This window comes from Shimia abyssi (assembly GCF_003014475.1).
GTDB classification, from domain to species: domain Bacteria; phylum Pseudomonadota; class Alphaproteobacteria; order Rhodobacterales; family Rhodobacteraceae; genus Shimia; species Shimia abyssi.
Genome location: NZ_PYGJ01000032.1, coordinates 1 through 15,016, shown reverse-complemented (window position 1 = coordinate 15,016; position 15,016 = coordinate 1). Strand labels below are relative to the sequence as shown.

At 52.4% G+C, this 15,016-nt stretch carries 13 protein-coding genes; 6 read left to right on the top strand and 7 right to left on the bottom strand.

Annotation, left to right across the window (positions count from 1 at the left end):
- A partial coding sequence (locus tag CLV88_RS22470) for a hypothetical protein (RefSeq protein WP_165798983.1) occupies window positions 1-353 on the top strand: 353 nt, incomplete at its 5' end.
- 84 nt (window positions 354-437) lie between these two features.
- Here the strand turns inward: CLV88_RS22470 and CLV88_RS22465 are convergent.
- A complete protein-coding gene (locus tag CLV88_RS22465) occupies window positions 438-1,391 on the bottom strand; it encodes a LysR family transcriptional regulator (protein ID WP_165798982.1) in 954 nt (317 codons plus the stop codon).
- Window positions 1,392-1,502: 111 nt separating this feature from the next.
- Between CLV88_RS22465 and CLV88_RS22460 the strand changes: the two genes are divergently transcribed.
- Together CLV88_RS22460 and CLV88_RS22455 are read left to right on the top strand one after the other, a co-directional pair.
- Window positions 1,503-1,967 (top strand): cupin domain-containing protein, encoded by a 465-nt coding sequence (locus CLV88_RS22460; RefSeq protein WP_106610647.1) that lies wholly within the window; start codon window positions 1,503-1,505, stop codon window positions 1,965-1,967.
- Window positions 1,964-2,353 carry a hypothetical protein gene (locus CLV88_RS22455; protein ID WP_106610646.1) on the top strand — a complete coding sequence of 130 codons (390 nt, stop codon included), beginning with the start codon at window positions 1,964-1,966 and terminating at the stop codon, window positions 2,351-2,353. Before CLV88_RS22460 ends, CLV88_RS22455 begins: the two co-directional genes overlap by 4 nt.
- A 442-nt stretch (window positions 2,354-2,795) precedes the next feature.
- Here CLV88_RS22455 and CLV88_RS22450 read toward each other — a convergent pair whose 3' ends face one another.
- Window positions 2,796-3,380, bottom strand: a complete 585-nt coding sequence (locus CLV88_RS22450) for a nickel-binding protein (RefSeq protein ID WP_106610645.1) — start codon at window positions 3,378-3,380, stop codon at window positions 2,796-2,798.
- A gap of 238 nt (window positions 3,381-3,618) precedes the next feature.
- On the opposite strand from CLV88_RS22450, the gene CLV88_RS22445 reads away from it, so the two are divergent.
- Window positions 3,619-5,778, top strand: a complete 2,160-nt coding sequence (locus CLV88_RS22445; RefSeq protein ID WP_106610644.1) for a winged helix-turn-helix domain-containing protein — start codon at window positions 3,619-3,621, stop codon at window positions 5,776-5,778.
- Between the two features lie 626 nt (window positions 5,779-6,404).
- On the opposite strand, the gene CLV88_RS22440 is transcribed toward CLV88_RS22445, so the two are convergent.
- Window positions 6,405-7,034, bottom strand: coding sequence for a VIT1/CCC1 transporter family protein (locus tag CLV88_RS22440; RefSeq protein WP_341477210.1), 630 nt, complete (start codon window positions 7,032-7,034; stop codon window positions 6,405-6,407).
- A gap of 285 nt (window positions 7,035-7,319) precedes the next feature.
- On the opposite strand from CLV88_RS22440, the gene CLV88_RS22435 reads away from it, so the two are divergent.
- Complete coding sequence (locus tag CLV88_RS22435; RefSeq protein WP_106610642.1) at window positions 7,320-8,912, top strand: trypsin-like peptidase domain-containing protein; 1,593 nt, start codon at window positions 7,320-7,322, stop codon at window positions 8,910-8,912.
- A gap of 7 nt (window positions 8,913-8,919) precedes the next feature.
- Here CLV88_RS22435 and CLV88_RS22430 read toward each other — a convergent pair whose 3' ends face one another.
- The 4 genes from CLV88_RS22430 to CLV88_RS22415 form a co-directional block, all read right to left on the bottom strand.
- Window positions 8,920-10,458 carry an MFS transporter gene (locus CLV88_RS22430; protein ID WP_106610651.1) on the bottom strand — a complete coding sequence of 513 codons (1,539 nt, stop codon included), beginning with the start codon at window positions 10,456-10,458 and terminating at the stop codon, window positions 8,920-8,922.
- A gap of 105 nt (window positions 10,459-10,563) precedes the next feature.
- The gene (locus CLV88_RS22425) at window positions 10,564-11,784 is read right to left on the bottom strand and encodes an APC family permease (protein ID WP_106610641.1); all 1,221 of its coding nucleotides are present in this window, start codon (window positions 11,782-11,784) and stop codon (window positions 10,564-10,566) included.
- 21 nt (window positions 11,785-11,805) lie between these two features.
- The gene (locus CLV88_RS22420) at window positions 11,806-12,222 is read right to left on the bottom strand and encodes a c-type cytochrome (RefSeq protein WP_165798981.1); all 417 of its coding nucleotides are present in this window, start codon (window positions 12,220-12,222) and stop codon (window positions 11,806-11,808) included.
- A gap of 351 nt (window positions 12,223-12,573) precedes the next feature.
- A complete protein-coding gene (locus tag CLV88_RS22415) occupies window positions 12,574-13,005 on the bottom strand; it encodes an Hsp20/alpha crystallin family protein (protein ID WP_106610650.1) in 432 nt (143 codons plus the stop codon).
- 344 nt (window positions 13,006-13,349) lie between these two features.
- Here CLV88_RS22415 and CLV88_RS22410 point away from each other — a divergent pair, with 344 nt between their 5' ends.
- A complete protein-coding gene (locus CLV88_RS22410) occupies window positions 13,350-14,135 on the top strand; it encodes a formate/nitrite transporter family protein (RefSeq protein ID WP_106610639.1) in 786 nt (261 codons plus the stop codon).
- The last annotated feature ends 881 nt before the right edge of the window (window positions 14,136-15,016 follow it).

Here is a 15,016-nt window from a genome sequence, read left to right as displayed (position 1 = left end):
GACCCTCGATAAATTGCGTCATCAACAACCTCCGTACCAAATACAGAAATTATACCATCAGTCCGGTCAGAATGGGGGAGTTTTCACACAGCCTCTCCGCACAGCGGTCATTGAAGCCGGGCGCAGCTAAAGGCAGCTCTGAGCCCAAATTGCGTAATGCTGCGCTCGGTATGAATGGCCGCTTTAACATCGGCGCCCAGTCTAGCTGCATAATAAGAAACATCGCTCAGAATCTGGCGGCGATGGCATCGACATCGGTGGGCATGCTGAAAACCGAGCTGGAGATGGAGACGACGGCGATCAAACTCAGTATCTGGTTTTGGGCTGCCGCCAAAATTCATGTCTCCGTGTGACGGTCAGGTTTGCGCGACAACACACCCATCAATAGGAACTCTGCGGATCGATACCCACAGGCTTGAGCAGGTCTCGTTTCAGTCTCAAGGCCAATACGAATTTTCGTCTGCGAGCGGCTCGACAATACGAAAGACCTGATCCCTCAACCAATTTGCCAATGGTGTCCTATCAGACCGCTTGTGCCAGGTTGCAAAGACAGGAATTCCGTCGAGATGGAACGGTAGCGAAAACATCCGTAGACCATATTGCTCTGCGACTCTGCTTGCCAGTGAGACCGGTACGATCGCAAGGTATGGACTCTCGCCAATTGCACGAAGAACAGCGTGGAACGTGGGGACTGTCAGTGCAATGTGACGTTTCTTGCCTAACCTCTTGATGAAACCGTCCTCGAAAGAATCGATTTCTCCGGAAACGGAAAACATGACATGAGAAGCGGAAAAATATCTGTCGATCGGTAATTCTCCGTAATCTGGAATATCCGAAACCAGCGGGTTTTCCTTCGCTGCGATGCCGACGAAATTTGAAACAAACAAATGCTGGCACCTAATCCAAGGCGGCAACTCATCCACATTCGTCAGCAACGGGCCCAACCCCAAATCAGCCTGCTCATTTTCGAGCATCCTCAGATGGTCATCAGGTTCCCAAGCAACCTGTTGAAGCAGCACCTTTGGAGACGTTTCAGCGAGTTGCGCACTCAAACGCGGAATCAGCATTTCTGAGAAGTAGTCGCCTCCGGAAATCCGGAACACGCCTCTGACCAATGTTGGTTCAAAATCGGACCGCATCAACAGGGCCTCAAGCACTGAAAGGTGCCCCCGCAATCCGTCTTTGACCGACGCTGCATAGTCGGTTGGGATCAGCTTGTTTCCCTGCCGAAAGAAGAGGTCATCCTCCAGCGAATGGCGCAAACGATTGAGCGCATTGGATACCGCGGATTGGGACAGTCCCAATTTATTGCCAGCTTTTACTGTTGATCCTTCGTGCAGGATTGCGTCGAGCACGCGCAGCAAGTTCAGATCGAATGTCGCGAAATTCACGTTGGTGATATCCTTAATTGCCAACTTTCGTTGGAATGATACCGTACTTTGCCGCTACAGGTAACCTGACGAAAGCGCTTTCGTTTCTTCTCATTGATAGGGAGTGAAACGATGAAAGACCTAGAAAACGATGACGTAACGATCGAATGGTTGGGTGTGCGTTACAAGACAATTCTAACTCCAGAGGAGTCCGGTGGAGCTATGTCGATAGTCGACAGCCTTTCACCGGCGGGAAGCGGTCCACCGCGCCATGTGCACCATAGCGAAGATGAAGTGTTCGTGATGATCACAGGAACCTGCAAGGTATGGATCGAAGGGATCGAAACGATCGCAGGTCCGGGGGAAAGTGTCTTCATCCCACGGGGCAAGGAGCACACGTTCAAGGTCATCGGGGATGCCCCGTCGCGCCATCTGGTCATCCTGACCCCCGGTGGTTTCGAGGGTTTTTTTCAAGACATGGCGGAGTGGCAGTGCCGCATTCCTAAAGACATGCCGGCGATCGAAGAGTCCGCCAAACACCACAACATGACCTTTACCGGTCCCCCATTGGATGAAGCTGGAGGGTCTTCGACATGAAGAACATCGCAAAGACTTGTTTTGTCACCGCAGTCCTTTTTGCTTTGGTTGGAATGGGGTGGGGCATTCAAATGTCTGCAACCCACGACCACACCCTATCACCCGCCCACGGGCATCTGAACTTGTTGGGGTTTGTCGCAATGGCCGTCTACGGTTCCTACTATGCCGTTTCACCAGAGGCCGGTCAGTCGCGGTTGGCACAATTTCACTATGCTCTGGCGGTTCTGTCGGTAATTGTCTTGGTGCCTGGAATCGTTTTAGCGATCACTGGCAGCGGAGAAACGCTGGCCAAGGTGGGGTCAGTTTTTAGCGTTCTGTCGATGGTGCTGTTCGGCCTTGTAGTTCTGAAGTTCAGGCTGGGCGGCCAAGAGAGCACAGCGACTTGAAATAGGTGGGCGCGCGGTCGGTTGTTATGTTTCCCACATCTTCGGGACAGATCACGAAGTAGCGCTCAAAGCGATAGCAGTGGTGAGAGCCAGTCGTGTTGCCGCTCAGCGGACTTTGGTGCAGCCGCAGCGAAAGCCAACTTTGTGCGCATTTCGGAAGTTCAGACACATTGCGGCGAACAGCTGGTAAGAGCCCAAAGTACCGAATGCTGCGGGTAGTGCTAACGTCGGCGACGCGAGGAAAGCGGACTTTACAAACTAGTGTTGACAGCCAAATTTTGCCGTTCGAGCAAGTTGGGACGGAGATTTCAGCAAACTGCTTCACTCCGATGTCGGATGCGATTTTGGAGCGCAGACGAAGAAAACGATTCGCTGCGCTGCTGGCCCTTGTTTGCTTCTAAAACGCTGTTGCATCCAAGGTCGGCTTGCGTTGCCCTCGGGTTCAGTTGCCTGACTGACTAACTCTGGTGATTTTCCCGATTGGGGCGCCTGCCAGTACGCCGTGTTCACGCAAGGTTTCCGGGGAGTCCGCGCGGTATACGCAATAGGTTCCTTCGCCCGTCAAGTAGGAATGATCCCACTGCACGATGTCACCCAGCTTGGCGATGGCCGCGTTCGAATTCCGAGAGATCTTCTGCTTTTTGTCCAGACCGAGGAAGCCAACTCCGGGAATAGGTCGTTCGATGACATAGACGCCATGTCCATCGCGCAATGGCGTTGTCGTTGGTTCTCCACCGCCAATTTCTGGTGAGTTAATGAACAAGACCTCTGAGATTTTTTCGGTATCAATCCGAGCTGACTTTAGGAACGCACGAAGTGTGTCCTCGTTTTCGGCTGTCATGACAGCATAAGAGTCTGCTCCGGCTGAAAGAGCCTCATCCAAGACGACGCCAAAACTGTTTGGTCCAACGGCCAAATCCAAGTCGAGTGGTTCATTCAATTCTAAAACAAACTGACCGGCCAGCGCACCGGTTGTCAGCGAAATTGACATGATGCTGATTGCTAAGGTGTTCCGAAAATTCTGCATGTAGCTTTTCCTTCCTACGGTTCCAAGGTAATGATTTTCGTTCAAAATTAGACGTGGACTCAAGTGAGACACGCTCACCCTGACAAAATGCAATTCAGAGTGTCAAAACCTGAAATTTTCCCGAAATTTTCCCGAAAAAGCAACCTGACTGTGGCACTCGGAAATAAAGGCCGGCCCAAGGAATTAATTTTGCCATGCACGGGCTTGGTCGATATGGTCCCACAAAAGGGAGAAGGCAATGGAGCGGCGACTAGCTGCCATCCTTATCACCGATATGGTGGGCTACAGCCGTTTGATGGCATTGGACGAGGCAGAAGTTTTTGCGCGCCAGCGAAAACTTCGGTCTGATCTGATAGACACGAAGATTCACGACTACGGCGGCCGCATTATCAAATCCACTGGCGATGGTTTGCTTGTCATGTTCCAAAGCGCAGTCGACGCATTGCGGTGCGCGGTCATGCTTCAATTTGAGCTGGTCCAGCGTGAAGCGCTTCGCCCTGAGGACGAGAGGTTGGTTTATCGCATTGGCGTCAACATGGGCGATATCATTCTCGATGATGGGGACCTCTATGGTGACGGCGTGAATGTCGCGGCTCGGTTGGTTCCGATGGCGGAACCGGGCGGAATATGCGTGACTGAAACTGTGGTTAACCACGTCAAAGGGCGGGTTGCATCAGATTTTGAATTTTTGGGAGAGCGAGCTCTAAAGAACATTCCCGATCCGATCAAATTGTACAAAGTCGACATGGTTGCGGAAAGGGCGGCTGAAAAATTACTCCCCCTGCAAGTTGGTAATTTCGAAGTAGACCCTCGAAACGGTCTGATTACCGACGGCAATGGTGAGATCGTCCACATTCGCAAACAATCGCAGAAAGTATTGGCTGAACTCGCCGGGATGCCAAATCAATTGGTGTCAAAGGACAGTTTGATCGACGCGGTGTGGGGAGAGATCGCGACAACGGATGATTCACTTATTCAGTGCATTACAAACATCCGAAAGACTTTGGGCAAAGACGCCATAGAAACCTTCCCCAAGAAGGGATATTTGCTTCGCACAAGAGACACCAAGCAGGCCCTCTTGCCCGAAGCAAAGGCAACGCGACGATTTGGGGCGATTGCCACAAGTTTGGCGGCAGTACTTGCTTTTGTCGTCTTGGTCATCTTTTGGCAGACCTCGGGAAAGTCTGATAAGGCGCAAATAACTGACCTTGAGATTTCGACTTCCCAGAAAAGCCTTGCTGTCTTGCCATTCACGAACCTGTCCGGGGATCCCAACCTAAGATTTTTCAGCAATGGATTGAGCGAAGATCTCACGACTGATCTGTCCAAGTTGGCGGACTTAACGGTGATCTCCTTTTCGTCGAGCGCCGATTTTGATGACACGGACCAAGGCTTTGGCGAGATCGCTCAAAGCCTTGGGGCGCACTATCTAGTTCGGGGCACTGTGCGTCATCACGGCGAACGCGTGAGGATTAACGTGTCACTTATCGATGCCAGAACCAGCAACAATCTTTGGGCAGAAAGGTACGACCGCGACATTCTCAACCCCTTCGATGTCCAGTCCGAAGTCGCGCGAAGCGTTGCTGAAACTCTATCGCTGACGCTGGTCGGTGATCCGTCCACCGCGGCAGATGTGCAGCCTGAAGCCTATTACATGTTGCTCAGAGGTTTAGAGGCAATGAGAGCAAATTCGGCGGCAGGAAATGCCGAAGCAAGACGCTACTTCGAACAGGCGCTGGAGTTTGATGCCGACTACTCGCGCGCCTATGCCAATATCGCGATTTCTTACGGACGGGAAACTGAGTTCAGATACGACAACGAAATTTCAAAGGAAGAAATCCTAAAAGGCCTAGAAGCGGCCATCACGGCGGTTCGTTTGGACCCTAGTCTTCCCGATGCTTATTTCGCTTTGGGTGTTTTAAATCTTGCATTGAACGATTTTGACAAAGCACTCGCTGCCGCGCGACATTCCATCAAACTGGATAAAAATTATTCAGATGGCTACGCATTGCTGGCAGAAGCAGGTGTATATGGCGGCGACCTGACCGAAGCTTTGGCGGCTATCCGCAAAGCCAAACTGCTTCACCCCAGACATCCAGCAACTTATGACTGGGTCGAAGGACACATCCTTTTCCAATTGGAAGAGTATGAGGAAGCGAAGGTCCTTTTGGACGCAACGGTTGAAAAAAGCCCAGAATTCCTTCGGCCCTGGTTTGTTCTGGCTGCGGCCAATAGTCGGCTATCGGAACCAGGAGAGGCTGCTGTTTCCTACAGGCAGGTACAGCGCCTGTTGCAAAGTAACGGTTCAGTCGAACCACGAGAAATCGATTGGTACGCTTTCGAAGATCGAGCCAATAGACTCCAAGAAGGGTTCAATTCGGCATCCCAGAACGAATGATCAAACAAACGGTGATTTCGGGATGGTTACGCATCGTAACGAACGGTCTGGAACGGAGTCTCAATTTCGATTTCCGGGCGGCAGTATTTTTTGCGGACTTGAAAAGTGCTTCAGATCTAATGTCCGCTTCGGGTTGGAAGCGGACATCCAGGTTCGCCCAAAAATAGGAAACACTCTGCAACGCCGCATGACGGCTCCGAGCCGATTGTGTTGAAAAACTCCTTTTTGCCAAAAACCATTGAAAAATAGCCCGTTGAGAGGTTGTCTAGATTTTTGGCCAGGGGTTCGGCCAAAATACCGGTTTGGCGATGTGAGAGGCTGTCGTGGCCCTCTCCGGGTAATTGGCTTCAACTTTGATGTTGCAATGGAGATTGGCGGCAAATTGAGGCAGCCGAATTTTCGAGTTTTCAACACAATCAGCCCAGAGCAGCCGTGCTTCGACTTCGGAGTTCGTAGGTGCAGCAAATCTGGCGACCGCTATCTTCAGCCGCAATGCAGCCAGAAAAGCAGCCGTTCGTGCCGACCGCGGAAACTTTCGAGAAGCCGATATCCGACGCGCGCAAGCTTGCGGCCAGATGCAGGTTCAGCGAACTTTGCTGTGCCGTCCGACCAGATCGCGAAAACACTCATATTTGAAATATCGTACCTACAAAGTATGCGATCGCCGCGGCAAGGCCTCCGATAAACAAAGTTTCACCGGCAGACCGCCACCACGGCGTCAATGACCAAAAGCTTTTGAGTGCGCCAATCGCGACAAAGGTCACCATGGTCATCACAACGGAAATAGTAAACGCTTCACGCAGTCCAAGAAGGAAAGGCAGGAGCGGAATAATTCCGGCTGCGAGGAAGGCTAGTAATGTCGTGGCGGCTGCTCTTTCTGGGTGTGGATCCACGCCTGCCAAACCGTATTCTCCTTCCAACATGAATGCGATCCAATTTTCGTGGTTCTGCGTAATTGCGTCGGACGCTTCATCCAAAAGAGTGCCGGAGAGGCCTTTTTTTGAAAAAATTTCTCTTACTTCAAGCCTCTCGCCTTCAGGATACTCTTGTATGTGCCGCGCCTCGACGTCTTGCAAACGGCGCTTGTTGTCGAGTTCCGCCTTGGTACCGGAGTAGTTCGCGGCAGCCATTGAAAACCCATCCGCCAGAACATTCGCAAGACCAAGCGCTACGATCACAAACGGCGAGAGCCCAGCACCTGCAACTCCCGCAACGATGGCGAAAGTTGTTACCGCACCATCGATTGCGCCGTACACGGCGTCCTTCAGAATGCCCCTCCCGTCCGGCGCTCCGATGCGCTTTGCGATTTCCCGTGGCGTATGGCCGTGTTCAAACACTTCGGTTCCCCTTTGGCCTCAGAATAAACTGAGGCGAGAAAGCCGCTTTAATCCAGATCAACGCCGGGTGAGAACAAAAACTTGGCGCGGAAGGCTTCGGGTGCCATGTACTCTTGCAGGGTATCTAATTAGCTGGGCTGTAGACCCATTCGTCATTGATGGCTAAACTCGCTGTCCGAACTACAAGCTTGTGAGACACCTCAAATGCACGGGTCAGACAAAGTGCCGACAGACGAGCCTGCACCTAGCGCATCGACTGGCGTGCGCGCATTTCTTGAAAACCTGACAGGCCCATCCAAAGGCGGTGTCAACTGGTTGTCGGACGATGAAGGTTCGGTTTTTGTCACTCGCGATGGCGAATTGATTGTCGGTGGCGACCAAACGCAGCAAGACTTTGCTGAACGGGTGGCGACTCTGCGGTGGGCAGGTGACAGCTATGCAATTGAAGCGGCCGGTAAGCGGCACGTCTGGGTAAACGGGCACAGGATCGACGCAGTGAAATTGATGCACGGCGACATGATCGAGTTTGAAGAACACGGCCCAATGTCTCGATTTCGGCTTTGCCAGCAGTCGTTTCCGATCAAATGGCCGATTGATGAAATTCTTGGAGATGCACTTTCCTACGCGCGAAGCAGTCGCCGTCCCTTGCGCGGACGCTTATCTACCGCCGTCGGCGAGGGTCTTCGGCGAATGGTGCTGCAAACAACCGTTTTCTTTCGCTTGTCCGTCATTGTGGCACTCTGCGCAATCCTTGCTTTTGGGTTTGTGCTTTATCGAAACGACAAGGCCATTCAGGCGCGCCTGGAGCAGGATGCGCGGACCATCGAAGCTGTAACGGTTTTGTTGTCGCAGACGCGGGAAGAAGCTCTCTCTGAAAACGATTTGCAGGTACTGCGACATCAGTTGGAAACGCGAATGGTGCTCAACGCAGAGCGCCTCAAAACGCTCGAACATAGATCAGACGCGGCTTCGAGGATCATCGCAAAATCCGCGTCGTCCATTGCGTTTTTACAAGGTGCTTTCGGCCTCAGGCACATCGAAAGTGGCGAGCTCCTGCATGAAGTTCTTGGACCCGATGGTCAATCGATCATGACGCCTTTTGGACAGCCAAGAATTGAACCATTTGGCGACGGCCCGCCTGCCGAGTTCCAATTCACCGGAACCGGGTTCTTGCTTGAAAACGGCCAGCAACTGGTTACCAACAGGCACGTGGCACTGCCCTGGACTGTTGGAGATCGGGTATCGGCTTTCGAAGCCTCTGGGCTCAGGCCAGAAATCTTGAAATTGATTGCCTATCTTCCAGAGGTACCAGAACCGATCGACGCAACATTGGTTAGCGCAAGCGAGACTGCGGACGTGGCATTGCTTACGATTGCACCAATCCGTTTTGAAGATCGCGGCCTCGAACTGGCCCAATCCCGACCGCGTATTGGCGATACGGTTTTCCTTCTGGGCTACCCAACCGGTCTCAAATCGCTAATAGCTCAGGCTGGGCAGGGCTTTATGGAGGAGATGATTAAAAACGACTCGGCAGGGTTCTGGACTGTCGCCGACGAGTTGTCGGAGCGTCGTCTGGTGAGGCCACTGGCAAGCGGAGGTATTGTGGCGCAAACCAATTCGGGTGCGATCTTGTATGACGCCGAAACGACTGTTGGAGGAAGCGGCGGCCCAGCTCTGAACCGAGATGGTCAAGTCATCGCGATCAATGCTGCTATCTTGCCAGAATTTGGTGGCTCGAACATTGGTGTGCCGGTGTCCCATCTGGAAGACCTTCTGAGCAAAACTGCGGACAAGTAGTCAAAGCTCATTCAGCAGTGCGGTACTTTGAGTTTTGGACAAGCAATATGGTTACGAGAGGCGCAATCACGGCGACACAGGCAACCGTGATGAGTAGATACCCTAAGTCGTTGTAGTCCGCCTTTGAAATAACTTTGCCGGTTTCCGGATCGGTGGCGGCGCGTGCGACCACGAAGTACTCGTTAAGATACTTGGTAACTAAGCTGCTGGCCGACAGTGCCATGTTTGTAAATGAAGCCATGACGGCAAAGAATGTCGCCTTCAAATGAGATGGCGCATTTCTGGCGATCCACGCGAGCATAGGTATCATGGCCACCTGGCCAAGGGGGGACTCGATTGCTGTATCGAACACTGCGATGAAACGTGCGTCGACCACCCCGTTCGTATGCGCCGCGGTCCATTCGTGCAATCCGTAGTAAAGCGCGAGATTTGGCAGCGACAGGACGCCTGCCGCCAAGGTCAGAAAAATGACTACTTGCGCAATTGATTTTCTGGCCATCAACGGTCGTAAAACGACCAGCCCTATCAGAGCAAGGAGCGAGGTGATGAAGGCCAGAATCGCAAGAAACTGTTCGTCGAACTCCAACTCGTCGATCTGAAACCAGGTCCATCCGGCCCCCGGTAATGGAACCGCGCGGAAAACAAAAATGATTGCAGCTGTGCCGAACAGAACGCGCGCTTGTTCCGGCGATAGTTCCTTAATCAATTGCGCCATCAGGTAAAAGATGATCGTGAGCGAGATCACAAACACAATTTCCTGGGCATAGGAAACCTGCGCTGTCCCCATGAGAATGCTAAGGAGTACGAATGCGAGACCACCGCCCAGTATGGACCAATTGACTTCGGCCTTTTTTTCCGTTCGCCTGCTAGGATGGCCCTTTTGCCGCTTTCTGCGTTGAAAGATGGAGTGCAGGAAGACACCGCTCACGGAGAGGGCCGGAATGGCGAGAGCTACGAGATAGACGCGACCATAAAGCGCCAGTCGTTCATCTAAGCCAATATCTTCGACCCCCGAGAAAATCCAGATGTTCACACCGGCAACGCTTGCCAACCCTGAGATGATGGCGACGCGGCCTAGCGTCTGCATGGTCGTATGCAACGCGCGCGCCTCTTCCTGACTAAGAGGTGTTCCGTTTTCATACACATGCGGCACGGCTTCTACGGTCATTGCGTCGGCGACCACGTCCTGCACAGCATATCCCGAAGGCGCCAACAGCAGGGCAATAACGTACCAACTGCTGATCGACATGATCGCACCCATCTGACCGGGCTCGGTCACCAGCGCGAACATGATCAGCAGTGAGCCGGTTATCAGGGCCGCGCCAAAGAGTATCAGAAGAGCTTTCCATCGCCAGAACAGGTCAACCACATGACCCATGGGTATTTTAAGAATCCAAGGAAGCCCGGCCCAGAATGCCAGCCCCGCGACGAAGGAGGCGGACAGGTCGAGATACTCCTTTAGAAAGAAGGCACCTACGACCGATGTTAGCCCTGAAACGCCCGCTGCAAAATATACCATCAGCGGCGGCAGATAGGACCAACGCATTTCTGATGCCAGGTCCACGAATGCGCTGTGCCACCACGCTGCGATCCATCGGCGATCTGTTTGAGTTTCTCCGCGCACAAAAACCGCCTCTGCCTTTATCAGTGTTTACAAAAAGCCAGCTGCGAAAAGCATAGCACTTGTGGCAACCCCAAGAATTGGCACCGCAAGCGGAACCTGAAAGTGCGCTCCAGAGGAAACACCTTTGTATTTCAGGCGGATCAATGAAAGATTCACCAGAACAAAAACAAGGAGCACGATTTGAGAGGTTCTTTCCGCCAGAACAGCGATGGGCAAGGCCTGCGTCAGCACCAGAATGATGCCCACAACGACCAAGGTTGCGACAACAGGAGTCTGAGTTTTCGGTCCGACCCGAGCAAGAATTTCCGGTAAATGCCCCCGGTCGGCAAGGCCATATAGAACACGCGATGCCATGATCGTTTGGATCAAAACACCGTTCACGGTCGCTACGATCGCGATCACACCAAACCCCTGCTTTACAGATGGTTGGGCCTCGGTGAAGACCAAAGACAGAGGAGCAGCGGACTGCGACAGCGTATCCAAAGGAACGACCATGAGCACGGTGGCCGATGTCGCGATGTAGAGGCCCGTCGCTAGCAGCAGGGTCCAGATAATAGCCTTGGGAATCGTCTTGACCGGATCTTTCACTTCCTCGGCGACGTTGGCCATATCTTCGAACCCAACAAAGGCAAAGAAAGCGAGCAAAGATGCCGCGAGGATGCCACGCCAAATATCCGGGTCAAAGCTGGGTATCATTTCGACCGCGGCAAACCCATGCGGGTCCGACATCAGTTGACCCCAAGCGACTACAAACAAGAGGCCAAATATCTCAATGACGGTGATAACCGCTGCGATTACGACAGATTCTGCAATCCCCCACATTGCAATCAGCCCCATTATCACCACCACACCTATGGTGAGGACCGGTTCCGGAAAGCCAACCAGCCCATGAAGGTAAGAAGCGGCCCCCATGGCAACAGCGGAAGCCGATATCATGCCTGAGGCTGCGACTGCGACGCCCACAAGAACCGTCAACCAATTTGCGTCGAACCCGGCTTCCACATAGGCGGCTTCACCGGCACTCACCGGGTAGCGTGTTGACAGTTCCGCGTAGGAAAGAGCCGTCAAAGACACCACGACTGCGGCCACGAGGAATGAAAAAGACGCATATGCACCGGCTTGTTGCGCCGTGGCGCCCACAAGAACGTAAATGCCAGCGCCAACTGTCACGCCAAGACCGTACAGAGTGAGGAGCGGGGTCGTCAGTGCCCGACGGAGTTTGGGCTTTTCTTGCGGGTTGGCTGTCATCTCAATGTGTCCGCCCTGCGCTCACGGCACATATCTTTCTGGCCTTGGCCACTGAATGCTCTCAAGGTAGTTTACTATGGCGACCAGACTCGCCGGAACCGCGACAGAATTACCATTGCCTGTGTCAAACTCGATCTGCGTCCCTTCCGTTAGCTCTGGAATGACCGGCATTTCCACTCTGGGCTCGGTTGCTTTTGTGTATCCGTCGATGATCGACATGATCTCAAGCATAGGCCAGACAGAGCCTCGCCGCTCGGCAATTTTGGTCATACCCGGCGCGGCAGTAGTCGTATTGCCTTGACCACCGCGGGCGTTGTCTCCGTGACATCTGGCACAGTATCGCACGAACAGATCACGCCCACCCAGCGTCGTTTGTTCGGCGATCGCAGGCAATGCCAGTGTGACCGCGCACATCAACGATATGGGAATGCATCGCACTTGCTCAACCTTTCGCGGTTTTCATGGAGTAGCCCCACCAGCTTTGCGCTTCAACACTGCGGCGGACCAATGCGCTCAGACCAATGCAGAGAGTCGCGATCAAGAGTAGACATCAGACTGAGTCTCGTACACATCATTGAATTTCGCCTCGGACTACGGATCCGAGGCCACATCAGAATGGTACTGTTGCGCCAGCTCGCAAACGCTCCGTTGATCTCCTCATCTGACGCATTTCGGTGACCTCCGAGCGTTTTATAGTGGTCTTTCTGTTCGATGGTGCCCCCGTCTTGCAGCATTTCTATCTAGATCTGGAACGCACAGTGCACGCGTTCTGGACACGCAGAAACAGGGTCAAGACTTGGAAATCGATATCTTCCGAGACTTGTCCTTTTTTTTGGCCTCGACGCGCGGGACGGAGATTTTCAGCACTCCATCTTTCATGGTGGCGCTTATTTTTCCACCATCGGCATCTTCGGGCAACTGGAACGTTCTACTGAAAGCCCCGTATTGCCTTTCGCTGAAGTACCAGGTGTCGCCCCTCTTCTCGCTTTCAGTTTTCTTTTCTCCACGTACGATCAACGAGCCGTCATTGATCAACAACTCGACGTCGTCCTCGGATACGCCCGGCAACTCCATGCTGATGCTGTAAGCGGTATCATCGCTAGATGCTGCGCTTGCAGGCTTCAACCAGTCTGCGACCCTATGGCCAAAGCTGCGGAGCGGATCGTACAAAGGATCGAGCAAAGAAGGCCAGCGGCTATACTCGGTGCTTTTCTCAACCATTATCTTCTCCCATTCCAAATGATTGTATGTAGCCGCGAGCATACACGACGGTTTGGATCGAACGCTCACGACGTATTTATAACAATGTCGTTGGATCCTCCCAAACCGCGATATCTGTAGCGGCGTACAAAGGATATCTCAAAACGGTGAATGGCACTTTGATGCGGATCAATGCATGGTGCAGCGCGTCCGCCTCCAACGTTTGCGATGCGATCCTGGGCCAGGGAGGACCTTCTGCATTCTGTCCAATTGCCTCACTTCACAAGGCATTACTGCGTTAAGACTGACGATGTTTAACGAAAAATTGGTTTTTGTTCTCTTATGGATCCTTTATCGTTGGCAGTATGGCCAACGAAGAAAACTTTGATGCTTACAAACCCGAAAGGATTGCAAGCCTGGTAGAAAGTGCCGGCGTAAGAAAGGCGCAACTGCCTTTGCTTAATATGTTTGTGCTCGCTGTTCTTGCTGGTGTTTTTATTGGATTTGGCGGGGCGGCCTACACGGCGGTTATGTCCGGAGTGGACGCAACTTTTGGTCCGGCAAGGCTGCTCGGAGGTGTAGTGTTCTCGCTCGGTCTTATACTGGTCATTGTCGGTGGTGCAGAGTTGTTTACTGGAAATGCGCTGATGGTTATGGCAGCTGTTGACAAGAAGATATCTTTACGTCGGTTACTGCGAAGTTGGACTGTTGTTTATATTGGAAATCTTGGAGGCGCAGCGGGCCTCGCGCTGGCTTTCGGGCATTCGGGCATTTTGGACGGGCCTTTAGAGGCTACTGCTGAAACAATCGTGCAAGGGAAAACCACGTTGGAGCCCATGGAGGCATTCATCCGAGGTGCATTGTGCAACGCGCTCGTATGCCTCGCTATTTGGCTTAGTTTTTCTGCCCGAACTGTTGCTGGAAAGGTATTGGCGATCCTCTGGCCAATCAGCATTTTTGTATTGCTTGGTCTCGAGCATTCCGTCGCAAATATGTACTTCTTTCCTCAGGGATGGTTGGCCGGAGCAGATGTGACTGTTGGTGAGGCTGCCGCCAATCTAGTTTTGGTCACGCTTGGAAATGTTGTGGGGGGAGCTGGCGGTGTTGCTTTGGCGTATCGTTATGCCTTTCTCGCTGATCCCACACGCTGACACTAAGATGCCAATTTCGTTCGCAACTCAGACCACTGCTTCTGGCGCAGAGGGCAATCGGTTTTGAAACTGGCCAATTTAACCGCATTCATTGTCCGTTTTCGGGAAAACAAGCTGCAGTGAATGACCGCTCTAAGCCAGCGGCCATTGATCTAACCTAAGAACTTGAGTCTCATCGAATGCAGTGTCTTGAGAATGCACCATTAGAAGTCACGAATGCGACAAACGCCACAGGGATTGCCTAACTTGCCCAATCGAATGACATTGCAAACGGAGAATTTTGACCTCTATCAAAGAGCCTAGTTGCCCTGAATGATACAAATGATCAGCTATCAGAGGGTGAAAGAATGTAAAACTTAATCGAGATTGGGCAAGCGTTTGTGTCGTCGATGCAAGACCGCAATGGCATAGCAAGCATCGATGAATTGTATACTGAAAGCGCGCAGTCCATTGAAGCTGTTGTGCCACCAAACCGTGACGTCAAGATAGCATCCGGTCGCGGAGCGATTCAGGCTAAACGAGAAGATTGGCTCAAAACGCACGAAATCCTAGGATTGGAGGCGGATGGCCCATATGTCCATCAACCGAACCGATTTGGTGTGCGCTTTCAAGCTAGAGTTAAGCAATAAACCACTGGTCAAAATATGACGCTCAGCGAGCTCGCGATTTACTCAGTTGAAGATGGCAAAATAGTAAAGGAAGAGTTCTTCATGTCACCAAGATAACCAGATTTCTGGGCTTTCTTCTGAGAGCTTCTTAGTGAATTCCGTGTGGCAGTTTTGTCCGGAGGCTGTGTGAAAACTCCCCCATTCTGACCGGACTGATGGTATAATTTCTGTATTTGGTACGGAGGTTGTTGATGACGCAATTTATCGAGGGTC

Excerpts from the sequence above, each read along its gene's own strand:
- CLV88_RS22460 (WP_106610647.1), top strand. The coding sequence starts at position 1,503 with ATGAAAGACCTAGAAAACGATGACGTAACGATCGAATGGTTGGGTGTG.
- CLV88_RS22455 (WP_106610646.1), top strand. The coding sequence starts at position 1,964 with ATGAAGAACATCGCAAAGACTTGTTTTGTCACCGCAGTCCTTTTTGCT.
- CLV88_RS22450 (WP_106610645.1), bottom strand. The coding sequence starts at position 3,380 with ATGCAGAATTTTCGGAACACCTTAGCAATCAGCATCATGTCAATTTCG.
- CLV88_RS22445 (WP_106610644.1), top strand. The coding sequence starts at position 3,619 with ATGGAGCGGCGACTAGCTGCCATCCTTATCACCGATATGGTGGGCTAC.
- CLV88_RS22435 (WP_106610642.1), top strand. The coding sequence starts at position 7,320 with ATGCACGGGTCAGACAAAGTGCCGACAGACGAGCCTGCACCTAGCGCA.
- CLV88_RS22430 (WP_106610651.1), bottom strand. The coding sequence starts at position 10,458 with ATGCGTTGGTCCTATCTGCCGCCGCTGATGGTATATTTTGCAGCGGGC.
- CLV88_RS22425 (WP_106610641.1), bottom strand. The coding sequence starts at position 11,784 with ATGACAGCCAACCCGCAAGAAAAGCCCAAACTCCGTCGGGCACTGACG.
- CLV88_RS22415 (WP_106610650.1), bottom strand. The coding sequence starts at position 13,005 with ATGGTTGAGAAAAGCACCGAGTATAGCCGCTGGCCTTCTTTGCTCGAT.
- CLV88_RS22410 (WP_106610639.1), top strand. The coding sequence starts at position 13,350 with ATGGCCAACGAAGAAAACTTTGATGCTTACAAACCCGAAAGGATTGCA.